Genomic DNA, 17,296 nt, shown 5'->3' with positions numbered 1-17,296 from the left:
GTAGACATGATTAAGCAGCTACTGAAGCACTCATTACTAAAGGTTTAGAATCAGGGTCACTTCTAAATAGTTTGCTCTCCATAGCAAAGTCATCTACAGAATCGATAGTTTCAACATAATCAATCATTTCAAAGGTTAGGTTTTGGAAAGAATCAAGAATATCATTAAGTATTTTCTTGGAAAACTCTTCAAAGGCTTCACGTTCATGGTCTTCACAAACAAGTCTATTATAAACACCTACTAACATTATCCATGTTCGGAACATACTACCACGGTAGAAACGAATAGGGATTTGGTCCTGATAACTTTTGCCAGCAGCATTGGAAAGATCACTAACCTTATAAAGATTATCCATCAGAAAAGGATCATTTTTAATTGTCCTAAGATTCTCAATATACGTAAACGATCTCATTCTGAGGTCAGCCACTTCCCAAGAATTATTGACATGAGTTTCAGAATAAGGAACAAATTTATGGCTAAGACCTGAGAAACTGGGGGCAGATTTTATAATAGAAGGGAACTCCGAGGGTTTAGTAGGAATAGCACCATTAATGTAAACGCCATCGCTATAATTTAAAACCTTTAGGTCTGGGAAATGTCCTTTATACAAAGAAATATTTTGTTCGATGGCTAGTCGATTATCAATAAGTAATTGTCCTGTGAATACTGTTTTTCCTTGATTTCCTCGCGCTGGGATATTGTATACACGGCGATCAATATCTAGAACTCCTGGAAGCCGACATTGTGATCTATCTGCTGTACCAAGGTCAACGCCAAAGAGATGTAGAGTTCTGAAGCCTAGGAAGATTGCGCTAAGAATTGCAAATGTTGCAACATCAGGCCCTTCGTTAGGAATAATATCATTACTCTCAGAGAATATAACAGATGGTGTTAGTGCTCCTCTATTAATTGAAATACATTCTTTGTACATCCCTAGCAGTCTAGGATCACAAGTACTGCTACAACATAAAGTCACATCTTTAAGGGTCTCAGAATCTATCCCTTTATCAAGCAACAGAAGATGATCGTTATGCCTTTCTAAGTCACAATGGTAGTCAGGGACAATACCTGAATCCAATAACTTGGCGATTGTACTATAACAAGAAATAACAGCGTATTTTTCACGATTATTCTTGATCATCTCCAAATCAGATGCTAGAGAAGGTCCACTAGCACAAATGACGGCATGTTTATCGTTGGACTCAACTTTTGTACTATTAAATACTTTTGGTTTAAGGTGTTTATAGTTAACTACAGCATTCATTGTCATATGAAGTTCGTCAATGAAATATCCCAGATAATTAATTGGGTTTAAAGTCTCGCTTGAATGAAGGAGCTTCTTAGTAAGGTTAAAAAATGGTGTGTCGAAAGATTGGAAAGTAAACATCCCATCTATGAGAAAAAGATTTCTCACAGTCAAAAGACTCCTTATCTGGTTAACAGCTGACTGAGGTGTTGGAGCAACTACGAAATCGAATGCTTTTGAAGTACCTGTAAATTGCGGAATAAGCTCTGAGTAATCTAGTGTATCAAGAGAATAAGAAAGAATATCAATGTCAGGTTCAACAATAAATAGCGCACTTGGCTTCAAATATTGAATGAGATGCGGAATACATCTACCTGAACCTAGGCCTAAAATGACAAGAGCACATCCTTCTGAATGAATACCAGCCTGAGAAAGCTGAAGCTTATTCTCTCTTAAATAATTTCCGATTTCAACCATTGCCCAAGAGGGTTCAATATCTTCATTAATATCGTGGATATCTTCTAAATTAAGGGATGCCGGGTTGGATTTACTTAACTTCTCGAGTATCGGGGCTTTAGTGGGAGCATCGTCTTCCAAAAGAAAGCGATAATCATTCATTAAAAGCCTGGATGGGCACCCGATAAAAGCATTTAGTACAGCATTTTCGTGCTCATCTAGGCTGGTTGGATATAATAGACGTCCATCATCTTTATGTTTAAAGTTAATTAAATAACCGGTATCATCAAATACCTGTTCCCAACTTTTGTCTTCGTCTTTAGGAAGACTATCAATAAATTGCTGATTGACATTTTGAATAAAATCAATATTTGTTTCTCTAAGGGTCACGATAGTAGGAATATAGCTTGTAATTATACCAAGCAAGGGGAATGATTAAGTATCGGCAAGGACAAAAAAAAGGGTGGCCTCTGTAGGCCACCCTTTGTATGGATCCAGTGAACTGAAGAGTTAGGTATCAGTTCACAAGGGTCATGGTTCCACCACCAGCGTTCAGGTTCCAACGAGCGAAGTTGGAATAGTCAGCGCCCGCAAGTAGTCCGACGAAGGCGGAGTTCATATCGCCAGCAGCTGATGCTGCTGAATTAGCGAAGACAAGAGTATCGGTACCGTTGAAGAACAGACCAATATCTGAACTCAAAGCGGAGGCCGCACTAACACCTGTCATGGTGACGATCGCCGCCCAGCCAACTGCTGTGAATTGCAAGGTATCGCCGATACCAAAGCCAGAGACGTTGATCTTACTAAAGCTAGATATAGCAGCAAGACCAGCCAGACTGACGACGATGCGGTCAGCACCGCCATCGCTCAGACTGATGTTGTTGTACTGAGCACCATTAGCAGCCATCTGAGTAGCAAGTGCAGCAGCACCTGTCAGGGCGATGTAGTTACGGCTGTTAATAACATCATTACCAGAACCCATATTTAGGGTGTAGCCCTGAACAGTCGCAGCAGTTCTGTTGATCTGAGAGCCAAGGGTCATGTTGGCAATGTTGTCAACCTGGCTAAGCCCGATGGTTGTGAACGAGCTGCCCAAGTCAGCCATTATGGCACCGCTAAACGTAACGGTAGCGACGGCTGTTGTATTCAAGTTCAAGGTAGTCATTCCTGACACACCCAAGATTGGGTTTATCAGAGTGACACCGGCAGAACCGCCGAACACATTGAGATTGACCGTTTCAATTGCCTGCGTGCCAGCGGTACCACCACCAATCCGGATTGCAGCCGATTCAATCGCGAGGGCTGCAGTACTCGCGTTGAAATTGAGGGTGAAGACGTCAGAAGCACCCGATGCGTTTGCAGCAGAGAAGTTAAGTAGCCCGTTAGACATGACACCACTTGCAAATGAAGTGAAGCCAGCTACGACAGCAGTACCACCAAGGCTAACTGCGAAAGCACCATCTTGAAGGTTGAATGAGAAGCTTGCACTAATCAAACCAGCAGAGAAGCCACTACTTGCAGTAAGGGTCTTGAGTCCAAGTGCATCAAGACCACTGAAGTTTGTGAGGTGCTGGGAGACTTGGGCACCACCAACTGCACCATTCAGGGTGTAAGTATTTAAGCCTCCACCTTGGAAGGAATAAACGTTATTAGCACCAGTGTTAGCACTAACTGATGCCAGGGTGTTGAACTGACTGACTGCGTTAACGGTGAAGTTAGCAGCGCTAAATGTGCCTCCACCTGTGAATACACCAGCACCACCAATATTCAAGTTGAGGGTGTTTGCAGAGCCAGCATTAACTTCGATAGAACCAGAAGCTACCAGCGAAGACAGCGTGTAAGAGTTAACAGCTGTCGAAGTGAATGTAGCTGACAGCGCAGTGGTTCTTGCCATAGCAAAAGAACCGCCATCAGTTGCACTGTTAAAGCTCAAGCTGAGCTGCGAAAGTGATCCACCAGCAGTTCCAAGTGCGTTGGCACCGGTGTTGGCTATGAAGTAATTAGCGGTCGAAATGGTCGTGCCAGCACTTAAGAATCCGGCATTATTGAAGTTAACTGTCTGAACACCGGCAAGAGTACCCACCGAGAGGCCAGCGGCTCCATTCAGGTTGATGTTCTCAAACCCCGCAACTGCCAATGCAGTCTGCACTAAACCGGTTTGATCAAGAATCAGTATGTCTTCATCAGTACTGGTGCTGTCCGCAATGGTTGCTCCCCTGAAGACGCTCAGGCGAACTGTGTCATTATTTGCACCAAGGGTGGAGGCGGTAGGAGTGAAGCCGGGGCCAGTACCAGCGTTGTTGGTGTTTGCACCATCTGTAAGGACAGCATTGTTAGCAATCTGGTTAAAAGCCTGACCACCAGTACCAGTACCCGAAGTAGAGGTCATGTCGTCAACTGCCGCAGCCGTGGCTTCGGAAGTTGCAGCGGTAGAGGTCGTAACAGTGGCCAGGAAGCTCATGCCAGATTCAATGGCTGTAGAGCTGGAATATGCTCCCCGTGCGGTGGGGTCGTTATACAGATCTCCAGTCCAGAGCTGAGCGGTATCAAACTTGGCCACCAACACCTGACGCATTTCTGTGGCGGCGGGCAAATTCAGCCCAGCATTCAGGATGGTGATGCCGAGGTAATCGGAGTTGACCGCCCCAGTAGCCAAAGCATTGGTCCAGCCATCGATTTCTGTTATAGATGCGTCGCGCCCAAAAAGCCTGTTGTAGAAGGTGTTGATCAGATTTGTTTCGTTTAGCGTCTTACCTCCACCAGTGGTTTCAACGCTGTTTGGAACAATGGTGTTTGTGTTGTACTCAGCGGTGCCAACAAACTGAAGAACAAGTTCGCCTGGAGTCGTGCCAGACGCTGGCCAGGCTCCTAAAGAAGCCGGATCGGCGGGCCTACCGAAGTAAGCGATGTTCAAATACTGAAACTTCTGTGGGTGTTACAGCTACAGCTGTACTGGTTGTAGTAGAAGTTGATCCCATGTGACGAGAAAAATCGGAGGTAGCCGGGTTGGGTTGATTGTTGTAGGAGAATTGAGGCCCGATGTGGCCCCGAATAGTGATGCCGAAACATCAGACCTCTGTGAGCAACGAACAAGTCCGGCCACAGCGAGCTCACATTATAAGAGAGAGTGCGCAATAAAGCAAGGAAAGCCGTAATTGCTGACAAGGGCTTTTTGCGCTAGCTCGAAAAGTGCTTATAGAGCTTCTTTTTAATATAGCTCATAACATCCCATTCAATTTTTACGGGGTCGAAGCACTCGTTGAAGTGGCTTTTCCAGGCAATAAAAGCTAACCACAGAAACGAGTATACTCCAGGCCACCACTGGGAAAAATGAATCTGGTAGAAGTTGAAATCCCCCTAACACAAATCCGTTAGCTTGAGCTGCTCGTATCATTAAAGGCTGATGGTAGAGGTAGAGCCCAAAACTGATTTCTCCAAGGAAAACGAACGGAGACCAGTTCAAAAACTGGCCCAAAATACCTCTTGATGAAGCGACTACGCAGATCAAGCAGGCAAACGAAAGGCCCGAAAGCCACTGATTTAGTATTATTTGATAATAATTTAGTATTGCAGGAGGGATTGATGCGTGAAAAGAACCCCCCATTAAGCCCAAGCAGATCAGGTAAAGATTAACCTTGAAGCCCAAGAAGACCAGACAAAGGAAAATTGACAACTCAATCGCGCTGTAAATAAATGGATATTTATCAGAAATAGAATGCATTTCGGATGTCTTTTGTTGATAGAATTGAGAGACAAAAACTCTACCCGCCAAAATCCCAAGAATAAATTCTGGCAATCGTGCAATAGGGTTTATATATAAAAGTCCTTGCCAAACTGGTATGTTTAAGGTTTGCGGACTAAAGGATGGGATACTCGAGGACTCAACATAACAAGCCGCAGATAAGCCGCAGATACATACTATTATAAGGCTAGGTAATAATAACCTGAGTTGCATTTTGCTGAAACATGGGAAGAAACCATAAAATGAAGCTTCAACTGAGATGCTCCAAGTAACCGCATTCAACCCAAAAAAAACAGCAGGAATTGGAACCCATGACTGAATTCCAATAAGATTCAGCAAAAAAACACTACCTAAAGACCAATCAGAGTTCAAATCAGGAAGAAAATTGGAACGGGGCAATAGCAACAGCACAAAAAATACTGACGCCACCGTTGCAGGCCATATCCTGGCAAAACGTGCTTGATAAAAATCAGAAAGATAGTAATTGCGGTTAATATACGCATACGTCAGAACAAAGCCAGATAAAACAAAAAAGAAGGAAACGGCCTTAGACAAATCTAATAGTTTAGACCATGAAATATCCAATAAATCATGATTTGTCGAATGAAGTAGAACAATACAAAAGGCAGCAAAAAACCTCAGACTTGTCAATGCATGTATTTGATGCTTAGCTATCGAAAATGATGGCTTAGACATACCAAGCGGTGCCTTCCATGATCCAACTAGGTTGAGTTACTTCAAGAATACGTTGTTCCTCAAGATTAGCTGTATAAAAATGAGTGCCCGCAATTGGGTCATAAAAACGAGTCACAGCTGTACTCGCTTCAGCTGCAGAGGAGGCAGAAAAAACTTTATAAGCAACTCCCTCGTAAATATATCCTGATTGATTTGAATTAATTAGATTATCACGTTCATCGGAATTAGCGCTATAAAAATGAAGTCCCGTAGATGGCTGGAAGAATCTGTAAAGATCTTGGTCTGCTCCTTCTTGGACTTGATAAGCGATACCCTCGTTGAGGTAATCAGACGAATTGCCTCCAGTAAGAATGTCAACCTCAGTCAAATTAGCCGAGAACAAATGCCTTCCTGTGCTTTGCTGATAAAGACGATAAACAACATTCTGCGTCGATTGAGCTTGTGGGCTTCCCCAAATTTGCTCTAAAGCATTGTAATCATTGATTGAAAAATCAGTTGGATATACGCCTGACTCTGGTACTCGATAAGACATTACAGTCTCTTCGGGAGTAGCACTGAGTTGGGGGTCAGTACTTAAGTAGACATCACCATCAGAATTGTCGTGAGGATGCTCTAAACCAAGAGCATGTCCGAGCTCGTGATTAAAGACATAATTACTAAAATCTTCTGATTTTGCCTGTATCTCTGGGCCATTTAGAAAGATCTCCGTCCACTGTCGACCACCATTATTATTAGGAACAGCTACGCCGAAAGTAGTGACGCTTGGATCGCCCAGGTCAATGGTAGTGTCGTAATAGAATGATATGTCTGTATTGGTGCTATCATAAACTCTTTGAAAGTAAACATCCGCCGCATTGCTAATTTTAGCCAACTGATTTGTAGCAAAGAGAAGCCATGCATCGGAAGGTGACAATGCAGTTATAACCTGCGGAGAATTTCCCAACGAGACAGTGACTGGTCCTTCTTGAGTGTGAAAATATACCCTAAAAGTTTTGTCCGCACCTGCTATATTAAGAGCATCAAGGCTAAGAATTGGTGAGATCAAAAAATTAGTGGCTACCATTGCGAAGTCTTGCGTCTACTATTTAGGTAGGCGAACGAAGTTATCCTATTATAGTACATTGGGTTGAACCCTAGAATCAAGTATAGAAATTGTCCCTAACTGCCCTAACTATCCGTATCAGAAGAATTTTATATACTCCTAATTCTAATGGCCAGCTTTTGGCTAAACTATTAAAGCATTTAGTTAAACCAATTTTATTACTGGGCGGGATGCGCAGACGGGCGGGCGAAAAAAAAATCAATCATTTAAAACCAACTGTAGTCGTAGTAAGCCATGATGCATCGGAAACAGGAGCGCCTATTCTTGCATTGAATATTTGTCAAGAGCTGAGTAAAAATGCAAACATAATTATCATATTACCGCGAGGTGGTGCACTATTGAAGGAATTCCTAAAAAATTCATCATGTGTACTTCGGCCGAGATTAGGAGTCATATTTTCAAGCCTTCTGCGACGTGAGTTTAAACGTTTGCCAGGAGAAAAATTGCCTGAATACGCAATTGTAAATTCCGTTGTTTCAGCAGGGTGCATTCAACCTTTAAGAGCATTAGGGATTCCCACAACAACACTAATTCACGAATTTAGTGCTTATATTCGCCCAATCGGCATTCTAGATAATGTAGCTAAATGGTCCAATCGAGTTGTTTTTTCAAGTCCGCTAACGCGTGATGACATTCTAAGCAGCTGTCCACAATTTAACAATGCTTCAATTAAGGTCTTGCCACAGGGGCCTTGCAAAAGACCGGGCAACTCAAATCAGGCTAAGTTAAAGAATAAAAAAATTGACGATGCTTGGAATTTTCTTGAGAATTTAGATAGTAACTCAATTTTGATCCTCGCGGCAGGGGCAATTCAACCTCGCAAAGGTGTTGACTTATTTATTGCGGTTGCAGATGAACTGCGCAAGAAGTGTAAACATATGCCTTTACAATTTGCTTGGATAGGTAGCGGATACGATCCAGTACACGATTTTAATGTGTCTTTATGGGTTGAGGATCAAATACATCGCTCAGGATTAAACGGTGAACTACGCATTCTTGATCACTCTAGTGCTTATAACAGACTGATGAATAGAGCCGATATTTTTTTAGTTACTTCAAGACTGGACCCTCTACCTAATGTGGCCATTGATGCCATGCTGGCTGGCAAACCAATGCTTTGCTTTGAGAAAGCATGTGGAATGGCCAATTTGTTACTTGAAGATCCAATTCTTGGGAATGCTCTAGTAGCTTCTTACCTAAACACTTCGAGCATGGCTGAAAAAGCAGCCAATCTTGTAAACGGGTACGAACAAAGACAATTGATAGCGAAGAGGAGCAAGGAAAAAGCGCAAGAATGGTTTAACATGTCTCACTACATAAAAGAACTGAAATCAATAGCCGAAGAAACAGTAAAAGAAGAAAAAATACTGAAAGAAGAATTTAAAATTCTTGCTTCTAAAAGAATTATAGATCAGGAATTTTGTTTTAAGAATAGTAAGCTCTCAAAGCGATCTGAAATTCTCCATTATTTAGTGTCATGGCGCAATGAAGTTTGGCCAAGAAAGCCTTTCCCAGGTTTTCACCCAGGTATCTACAAAGAACAAATTCTTGAAGATGCTCCTTGTCCAGATCCACTCATCCATTACCTAAAAGAAAATCAACCCAAGGGCGAATGGAATGTGCCTATGATCACTCCTGCCAGTTCTTTGCAGCAACAAGATAGCGAAACAACAATTGCTCTTCATGTGCATGTTCACTATCCAGAACTCCTAGATACAATATTAAATGCGCTGAATTATAACAAAATAAGGCCAGACCTTTTCCTAAGTTGTACCAATCATGAAAATCATTCAGAGATCCAATGCAAATCAGCCGGAGCCAATTGTACATTAAAATCAATCATAACAACACCTAACCGTGGCAGAGATATCGGCCCTCTCTTGACTGAAATTGGGAAAGAATTAGACACAAAGTATGAAATATATGGTCATCTACATACAAAAAAAAGTGCTCTTCTTCCGGGGAAGCAGGGTTGCAGCTGGCGGGATTTTCTTATATCGAACTTAGTTGGAATGCAAGATATTGCTATGGCAGATCGCATTGTCACAGCACTCAAGAAAAATCCTAAATTGGGTCTTGTATTCGCTGATGATCCAACATGTGTTGGCTGGAGTGGCAACAGAAAACACGCAGATATACTTGCCAATAAGCTCAACTTAGGTCCCTTACCAAGATGCTTTGATTTTCCGGTTGGCACAATGTTTTGGGCAAAGAAGGGAGCACTTACTGAACTTTATAACTTAAATCTTGGCTGGGAAGACTATCCTCAAGAACCTCTAGGATATGACGGCACTATCCTTCATGCCATCGAAAGGCTTTTACCAATAATAGCCGCGAAACAAGGTTTCACCTACAATCTTACCAATGTTCCAGGCGTTAACCGCTAATGTCCTAAAATGCTTTGATGAAATCGATGAATCCCATCATTAGCGCAGACCTTCGGACTCCAGCCCAAACAATTTCTCGCTCGTTTAATACTCAAGACATTAGTTGGAACATCAAAAGTACGGCTTTGCTGATAAGAAACTTGAAGTGGACGGCCGAGCTCATTCTCAATCAATTTAACTAGTTCACAAAGACTCAAACCTATACCTGAACCAACATTAAACAAATTCTCGGGCCCTTTATAATGACTTATAGCAAGAAGAGCTTGAACAACATCGGTAATATAAAGAAAATCGCGGATGGTGCTGCCATCTCCCCAAATCTCGAGAGGTTCTGAACGCAAAGCACGATTTAGAAAAACAGGAACCACACCTTGACAAGAATCCAGACGTTGACGCTCACCATAAGGATTCGCTAAGCGGACTACCGTACTATTTAATCCATATAGATGGCGATATAGAGAGACATATTTTTCAATCGCAAGTTTCGTAATCCCGTAAGAGCAAATGGGATCAGTAGGATGATTCTCAGCAATTGGTACCTGTTTAGGAATGCCATAAACGGTTCCTCCTGATGAGACAAATACAAATTTCTGGATACCAACTTCAAGTGAAGCCTCAAGCAAATTAAGAGCACCTAAGACGTTAATATTAATATCTTCGCGAGGATTGCGATTTGAGCTCTGCGGCAAGCTTCCACTAGCGAGATGGAAAATTATCTCGGAACCTACAAGGGCCTTCTCAAGGCCGAGACGATCTGCCATATCAAGTGGATGAAGCACAAGACCAGGGTGATCTTGTGCTTTAGGGGTAATCAGCCCTGGGAGATGACGAGAAAGTGCCCTAACCTGAGATCCCTGAGCCAACAAGGCATCAACGAGATGAGAACCGATGAAGCCACTTGCGCCAACAACAACCGCCTTCATCTTTGACCTTGATTTGTGACAAGCTTAACGCGAAAAAAATCACGTCTCACATTAAGACCTACTTGGCTGCCAAAAGAGCAAAAAAGATAGAAGGCACAAGTTCGCCACCAACCATGTTCTCTTAGAGCTTAACTTCAATGGATAATTGCTTCTAAGCTATACAAGGGAAAGAATAAGCAATAGAGCATCGGCTGGGAAAAGATTGTGACATGCCTGAAGATAGCGCAGACCCAAGCCAATCAATCTATTAACTGATTCGACTTACCAAGAACTCGCATAACCAGCTAGAAATTTGCTCAAATGCGCCACCGGCTCCCACTAAATTTAAATCATGCTGGTGGCAACTAGCACATGATTTAGGCAATTAGTTAACAACACGATTGCGTGCCACAACTACATATAACAAAAAATGATGGAGAATCCCCTCATCCGGAAATTACAAGACCCGCCTCAAACAAGCTCGATTGACAAAGTAGTTACAACCAGTAGCTACATTTAGAAGACAATGTTGATTGTTGGTGTTAAGATCCTGAGATCGAATAAACGATGGAACCAACATACCCTATTTACTTTTAAACATGTGCAAATTAGCGGGAACAGGAGGAGGCACTTAAGTTCCTTATGGCTCCTAAATAGCAACCATCGTATAAGTTAAAAGCTAGGCCTTAGTAGGATCCTAGATATCGTCTTGATCTGCAGGGATAGCATTGGATCCTGATGTAGCTGGAAAAAGTCTTCAAAAGTCCAACAACTATCGAGAAGTTTAGAGAGAGGGTACTACTCAAATTATAAATAAGGTGCGCCTACGCCATGCATGAAACAATTCAAGTTGCAATAACATCCTGATCATTCATCACCATAATTTCCAACCCCACTTGGCAAAGTAGCGCCAGGCGCTGATGATATTGATGATCATTAAACTAAATTTTTGATAATTCCCCTTTCCCCATTGATGAACAACGGAAACTTCAGGAAAATGAAGGCAACGGCCTTGATACGCTAGAGCACGAGTAAGGTCAGCATCCTCTAGATACAGGAAATAACGCTCGTCAAACCCTCCAACCTGCAAAAAAGACTCAGACCTTACAACCATGCAACATCCGCTTAAATAAGGAACCTCGAAAATATTTTGGTAATCAAATTGATCCATCACATACCAACGATCATATCTTTTTAGACAACTGGGCTTCAAAACTTCCGGGACAAAACGACGACTGAACAAACCAAGAACCGTTGGAGATTGTTTGCAGAGCTTTTGTGGCTCTCCCAACGGATCAAGAATCTGTGGTACAGCAAGACTGACATCAGAATTGTTCTGCATCCATAATAAAATTGTTTCGAAGGTGCCCGAGCACCAAGACAGATCAGTATTCAGAATACCCAAATAATCCGGGATCTCATCGAGACTAGAAACAAGCCGATTGACAGCTCGCCCATACCCAGGATTGTCTGAATTGCAGAGAAAATGGTCCGCACCCTTGGTTAACTGTTCTACTGCCTCTCCAGGACAATAATCATTGATAGCCATCGCATAGCCAATCTGAGGTGGAAGACAAGACAAACATGCAGCAAGCTGTTCAACTTCATCTTGAAGAGGGTGAAAAGCAACAAACAAAAGAATGAGATCTCGCTTCATAAATAATCAACAAGCGTTAATTCTAAAAATTCCATTTCAAGCAGATGGGAGATGCATTAGGAAACCATCGGCTTATAATAAACAGGCAATAGCTGCATACTCACCACTTTGGTGATCGGATTGAGCCTTATGCCACTTCCTCCATCGAGGATGATCGCTTTACGTGCCTGATCCAAGGGCTTCGCCAACTCTCACTGGAACGCAATATCAGTGCTTAGGAGCCGCAACCTTAAGCCCTGCAGGATGGGTTAGCAGCCCTGGCAGTCAAGTTTCGTCAAGAGATGGAACGCCGCGAATGAGTAGCAAAAAATCTTGAACGTTGCAATAAACAACGCACCAGTTCAACCGAACAGCTTCAGTTAGCTGTGACTCAAATCCAGAGTTTGTCGGAGCAATTAACAGCTCCTGAGCATGAACTTCATAGCATCAAGAGTTCATTGAGCTGGAAACTCACCAGACCTCTGCGCTGGATAAAAAATTTCAAAAAACCTCATGCCTGCTCTTGCCCTGATGCGGCTGGCTGGAACATGAACATTGAATAGATCACGTTTCGACGCATATTTGCCATCATCTCGAGAAACATATCGTAGCCCTCATTCTTGTATTCAATGAGCGGATCTTTTTGCCCATACCCTCGCAAACCTACAGATTCACGCAGAGCATCCATCGCCTGCAGATGTTCCCGCCAAAGTGTATCGATCTGCTGAAGGATAAAGAAACGTTCTGCCTCCCGCATCAACCCTGGTCGCTGCTGCTCAATCTGACCTTCCTTAATGTCATAAGCATTGCGCAGTTGCTCCTGAAGAAAAGACTTAAGCTCCTCCATACTTAACCCCTGCAACTGCTCAGGCTTTAGATCCTCAAGCAGGTAGACAAATTGCTGAACCTTGCTAACCAGTTGGCCTAAATCCCATTCTTCAGGGGGCAGGTCAGGGTTCACATAAGCCTCAACAATGTCGTCCATTGTTCGCTCTCCATAACCAATCACCTGCTTCTTGAGCCCGCGACCCTCAAGCACACGGCGACGTTCGGCATAAACGGCACGACGTTGATTGTTCATTACCTCGTCGTACTCAAAAACCTGCTTACGAATGTCGTAATAATAGGTTTCTACCTTTTTCTGAGCCCCCTCTAAAGAACGGGTGAGCATGCCCGACTCAATGGGCATGTCCTCCTCCACGCGGAAAGCATTCATCAACGAAGCCACCCGTTCTCCTCCGAAGATGCGCAATAGGTTGTCTTCCAAAGAAAGGAAAAAACGGGTACTACCTAAATCCCCCTGGCGGCCGGCACGACCACGAAGTTGATTGTCAACCCTGCGAGATTCATGACGTTCTGTTCCAATCACATGAAGACCACCTGCTTCCCTCACTCGAACCTCCTCCTGGGTCACTACCACGTCGTATTCAGTCTTTACTCTTGCGATCGACTCTCTTAAGGCAGCAATCTGCGCATCATCGGTAGGTGCTTTTTCAGCAGCAGTGGAGATGCGATCCTCTAATTCAATCACGCTCAGTGCCCTATCTCCCCAAACCTTCACAAGCTCACGAGCTAACTCCGCAAGGAACTGATCAGTGTCATCAGTGAGCGAGCAAGGATAGAGACTCCCGATTGCACGGGCCTCGCTTAAGACATGGCCGTGAGATCCATTCGAAGCAGCGGCCTTGGCAGCGAACCCACCACCTGTCTCGGCAGCCCTCTGCAATGGCACTGGTGGACGATGACCCTCCTCAGGCCGCACCAATCTTGGCAGCAAAACCTCACGCAACTTGAGGCGTGCCATGTAATCGCTATTTCCGCCGAGGATGATGTCTGTCCCACGGCCAGCCATGTTTGTGGCAATCGTCACAGCACCTGCACGGCCAGCCTGGGCCACGATCTCAGCCTCACGTTCCACATTCTCCGGCTTGGCATTCAAAAGATTGTGGGGAATCTCTTGTTCTGAGAGCAGGGAACTCAACAGTTCGCTTTTCTCAACACTGGTCGTGCCAACCAGAACAGGCCTTCCCTGCTTATGAATTTCAGCCGTTTCGTTGGCCACGGCGCGCCACTTGGCTGATTCAGTCTTATAAACCTGATCCACCCAATCCGCACGAGCCCGAGGCTGGTTGGTAGGGATCACTGAAGTCTCAAGCTTGTAGGTCTTCTCAAACTCCACCTCTTCAGTTTTAGCGGTGCCGGTCATTCCAGCCAAGCGGGGATAAAGCAGAAAGAAATTTTGATAAGTAATCGAAGCCAGAGTCTGAGTTTCAGGCTGAATCGCTAGCTGTTCCTTGGCCTCAATCGCCTGATGCTGTCCGTCGCTCCAGCGCCGGCCTGGCATCACACGGCCTGTGAACTCATCAACAATCACAGCTTCACCATCGCGCACGATGTAATTCACATCCCGAACAAACAACTCCTTGGCCTTCAATGCATTGGTGATGTAATGGGCCCAGGGATCAGCGGGGTCAAACAGATCCCTCACTCTGAGGTTCTGCTCAGCCTTGGCAAAGCCTTCATCTGTAAGTGTGCAACTGCGTTGCTTCTCATCAACCTCGTAGTCACCCTCAGGATCAATGCCATCCTTACCCTGTTCGGCAGCCCGCTCAAGAGCAGCAGCCACATCTGCAGCCTGCTGATACTTCTCCTGAGGACGCTCCACCTGTCCGGAAATGATCAAGGGAGTACGCGCCTCATCGATCAGGATCGAATCCACCTCATCGATGACGCAGTACTGAAACTCCCGCTGAACCACCTCACTCAGATCGGTGGCCATGTTGTCACGCAGGTAGTCAAAACCCAACTCTGAATTGGTTGCATAGGTGATATCGCAGGCGTAATTGCGCCGCCGCTCAGCAGGGCTCATGTCCTGCTGGATCAAACCAACACTGAGACCGAGAAAACGATGCACCTGGCCCATCCATTCAGCATCGCGCCGTGCCAGGTAATCATTGACCGTAACCACATGCACCCCACGGCCAGTGAGGGCATTGAGGTAGCTAGGCAGAGTGGCTACAAGAGTCTTCCCTTCACCGGTCTTCATCTCACCAATCTGACCCTCATGCAGGACCATGCCGCCAATCAGCTGCACATCGAAATGACGCATGCCGAGCACCCGTTTAGCAGCCTCACGTACAACAGCAAAGGCTTCTGGGAGCAGCTCATCAAGTAAAGCTCGCTGTTTGGCAAAACTGACGACATTCTCAAACTGCTGGCGAAAATCGGCCGTTTTAGAGCGCAGCTGGTCATCGCTGAGCAAGGCGATGTCCTCTTCGAGGATATTGATGTCAGTGACAATCGGCTGGTAACGCTTCAGCTTGCGGGCATTGGGATCTCCAAGCAGGAGCTTGAGCATGAAACAGATATTATTTCTGCGTGCAGCCTACTGAGCGCTCCTTGCAGGGATGCTGAAAGGAGAAAAGTACTGGCTCTAAAGAACACAACATGAACCACTACTTATGAGAAAACAGATCGAAGACATCACAAGCAAACCGTTCTGAAAACTAAGTGGAGATATCTCTCACGCGCCTACGTTCCAAGCGCCACAAGCGTAGATGAAAGCAATCTCCATTGGCCAGGGACGGATGATACAGAGGTCAGTGATCCGTTATGACCCGCATCCGTCTTGTTGAACACGCCGCCGGAGCTCCGGGCATGCGCTGGTTCGGGATGGGACCTGATCTCAAGCCAAGCCACGGACTTCTTAAACTCCACCGTCTGCTCCACAAACACGCCTTCTGGGCCCAGCAACGCGACACTTCAGAACTAAAAAAAATGCTGGCAGGCAGCAACGTGGTCATTAGCCTTTGGCGTGGCAAGCGCCTGGTGGGCTTCGGACGTGCCACCAGCGACGGGATCTACCGAGCCGTCCTATGGGACGTTGTCGTAGCTGGCGATCTGCAAGGTCATGGCTTAGGCAGACAAGTGATCGAAGCTCTGCTAATTGCTCCTGGCATCCGCAATGTTGAGCGTGTCTACTTGATGACAACAAACAGCAGAGGCTTCTACGAGCAAATGGGCTTCGAAAGGGCCAACAATCAACAGCTGTTGTTGTTGAATCTCAAAAACAACTAATTGTTCAAACTAAAAAGCGGATGAAGAGATTCGAACTCTCGACCCTCTCCTTGGCAAGGAGATGCTCTACCACTGAGCTACATCCGCAAGACGTGCCTTGGGGATGTCTCCCCTTTGACAAAGACAGCATGCACCACCGAAGGGGAACTGGTCAATTCCAATCAATCAGCTGGCGGAAGTGGCTGAGCGAAGCACTGCCATCAGCGAGCCCATTTCTAAAGCCTGTAGCCCATAACTCCAGCCCAAATTGCTCTTGATGCCAGCCCGTTCAAGCGCCTGCTGCATCGTGTCGGTTGTTAAAACGCCAAAAATCACCGGCACACCTGTCTCCCTTGAAACTGATGCAATGCCCTTACTGGCCTCAGCAACCACCACATCAAAATGGGGCGTGTCACCACGAATGACCGCACCAAGAGTGATCACCACTTGATATTGACCACTGAGTGCGAGTGTCTGCGTCACGATCGGCAACTCAAAGGCTCCAGGTACCCATGCCACATCGAGTTGTTCGCTGTTGGAAGATGTGTCGACACCATGGCGAGCCAAACAATCAAGACAGCCACTTAAAAGTTTGCCAGTGACCAAGTCGTTAAACCTGGCAACAACAACAGCTATACGCAGAGCTTGTGCATCGGTATAACACCCTTCATATGTGGCCATCATTCAGTGGCAAAAACTGCCCACATGCTCTCATCACAGCAAGTGAGTGATTGGTTCAAACCACCAAAAAGCTGATTGCTCCGTTGAGCAAAACAAGATGGAACCAAACCCCGCCAATGATTTCGATCTTTTTGATTTCAGGGTTGCGGCGATCGCCAGGATTTTTTTGGGTTGCATAAAGCACCGGAATCCCAACAACCAAAAGCAATGATGCGAACAACAGGGCGTTCACAGCGATGTCGGAAATGATCTGCATAGAGTTGAGGCGGCGGAGCCAATGCTCTGATCTTTGCAAATTCTCCCACGAGGCCGAGGCTTCTCATGAAAAGGCCGCCATGGGTGTCGCGAGGCTTCACATCCTGCCCAGCACACCAGACTTACGATGCCATCTC

12 protein-coding genes and 1 tRNA gene are annotated in these 17,296 nt (G+C 45.1%); 2 read left to right on the top strand and 11 right to left on the bottom strand.

Features of this window, described 5'->3' with window-relative positions; translation table 11 throughout:
• Positions 1–10: 10 nt before the first annotated feature.
• From AKG35_RS00475 to AKG35_RS00460, 4 genes are all read right to left on the bottom strand, one after another.
• Entirely contained in the window at positions 11–2,092 is a 2,082-nt protein-coding gene (locus tag AKG35_RS00475; RefSeq protein ID WP_011129470.1) for a motility associated factor glycosyltransferase family protein, read from the bottom strand.
• 127 nt (positions 2,093–2,219) lie between these two features.
• Positions 2,220–4,616: a beta strand repeat-containing protein gene (locus tag AKG35_RS00470; protein WP_011129469.1), complete on the bottom strand. Its 2,397-nt coding sequence runs from the start codon at positions 4,614–4,616 to the stop codon at positions 2,220–2,222.
• Positions 4,617–4,934: 318 nt separating this feature from the next.
• The gene (locus AKG35_RS12140; protein ID WP_011129468.1) at positions 4,935–6,140 is read right to left on the bottom strand and encodes an acyltransferase family protein; all 1,206 of its coding nucleotides are present in this window, start codon (positions 6,138–6,140) and stop codon (positions 4,935–4,937) included.
• Positions 6,133–7,185, bottom strand: coding sequence for a reprolysin-like metallopeptidase (locus tag AKG35_RS00460; protein ID WP_157859758.1), 1,053 nt, complete (start codon positions 7,183–7,185; stop codon positions 6,133–6,135). The genes AKG35_RS12140 and AKG35_RS00460 overlap by 8 nt, the downstream gene beginning before the upstream one ends.
• A gap of 107 nt (positions 7,186–7,292) precedes the next feature.
• Here AKG35_RS00460 and AKG35_RS00455 point away from each other — a divergent pair, with 107 nt between their 5' ends.
• Positions 7,293–9,629 (top strand): rhamnan synthesis F family protein, encoded by a 2,337-nt coding sequence (locus AKG35_RS00455; RefSeq protein WP_157859757.1) that lies wholly within the window; start codon positions 7,293–7,295, stop codon positions 9,627–9,629.
• On the opposite strand, the gene AKG35_RS00450 is transcribed toward AKG35_RS00455, so the two are convergent.
• The 4 genes from AKG35_RS00450 to secA form a co-directional block, all read right to left on the bottom strand.
• Complete coding sequence (locus AKG35_RS00450) at positions 9,626–10,552, bottom strand: NAD-dependent epimerase/dehydratase family protein (RefSeq protein ID WP_011129465.1); 927 nt, start codon at positions 10,550–10,552, stop codon at positions 9,626–9,628. The genes AKG35_RS00455 and AKG35_RS00450 overlap by 4 nt on opposite strands.
• A gap of 853 nt (positions 10,553–11,405) precedes the next feature.
• Positions 11,406–12,188, bottom strand: a complete 783-nt coding sequence (locus tag AKG35_RS00445; RefSeq protein WP_011129464.1) for a glycosyltransferase family 2 protein — start codon at positions 12,186–12,188, stop codon at positions 11,406–11,408.
• Positions 12,189–12,244: 56 nt separating this feature from the next.
• The gene (locus AKG35_RS12620) at positions 12,245–12,364 is read right to left on the bottom strand and encodes a sugar phosphate nucleotidyltransferase (protein ID WP_157859909.1); all 120 of its coding nucleotides are present in this window, start codon (positions 12,362–12,364) and stop codon (positions 12,245–12,247) included.
• 314 nt (positions 12,365–12,678) lie between these two features.
• Positions 12,679–15,525, bottom strand: coding sequence for a preprotein translocase subunit SecA (secA, locus tag AKG35_RS00440; RefSeq protein WP_011129462.1), 2,847 nt, complete (start codon positions 15,523–15,525; stop codon positions 12,679–12,681).
• A gap of 254 nt (positions 15,526–15,779) precedes the next feature.
• Here secA and AKG35_RS00435 point away from each other — a divergent pair, with 254 nt between their 5' ends.
• Positions 15,780–16,244 (top strand): GNAT family N-acetyltransferase, encoded by a 465-nt coding sequence (locus AKG35_RS00435; RefSeq protein WP_011129461.1) that lies wholly within the window; start codon positions 15,780–15,782, stop codon positions 16,242–16,244.
• 15 nt (positions 16,245–16,259) lie between these two features.
• On the opposite strand, the gene AKG35_RS00430 is transcribed toward AKG35_RS00435, so the two are convergent.
• From AKG35_RS00430 to psbZ, 3 genes are all read right to left on the bottom strand, one after another.
• Positions 16,260–16,331, bottom strand: a tRNA-Gly gene (locus AKG35_RS00430).
• Between the two features lie 78 nt (positions 16,332–16,409).
• Positions 16,410–16,904 carry a 6,7-dimethyl-8-ribityllumazine synthase gene (ribH, locus tag AKG35_RS00425; RefSeq protein WP_041384834.1) on the bottom strand — a complete coding sequence of 165 codons (495 nt, stop codon included), beginning with the start codon at positions 16,902–16,904 and terminating at the stop codon, positions 16,410–16,412.
• Between the two features lie 55 nt (positions 16,905–16,959).
• Positions 16,960–17,160, bottom strand: coding sequence for a photosystem II reaction center protein PsbZ (psbZ, locus tag AKG35_RS00420; protein WP_011129459.1), 201 nt, complete (start codon positions 17,158–17,160; stop codon positions 16,960–16,962).
• Positions 17,161–17,296 lie beyond the last annotated feature (136 nt).

The organism is Prochlorococcus marinus str. MIT 9313 (assembly GCF_000011485.1).
Taxonomy (GTDB): Bacteria; Cyanobacteriota; Cyanobacteriia; order PCC-6307; family Cyanobiaceae; genus Prochlorococcus; species Prochlorococcus marinus_D.
The sequence above is the reverse complement of the archived record's forward strand: the minus strand, read 5'-3'. Positions and strand labels throughout refer to the sequence as shown.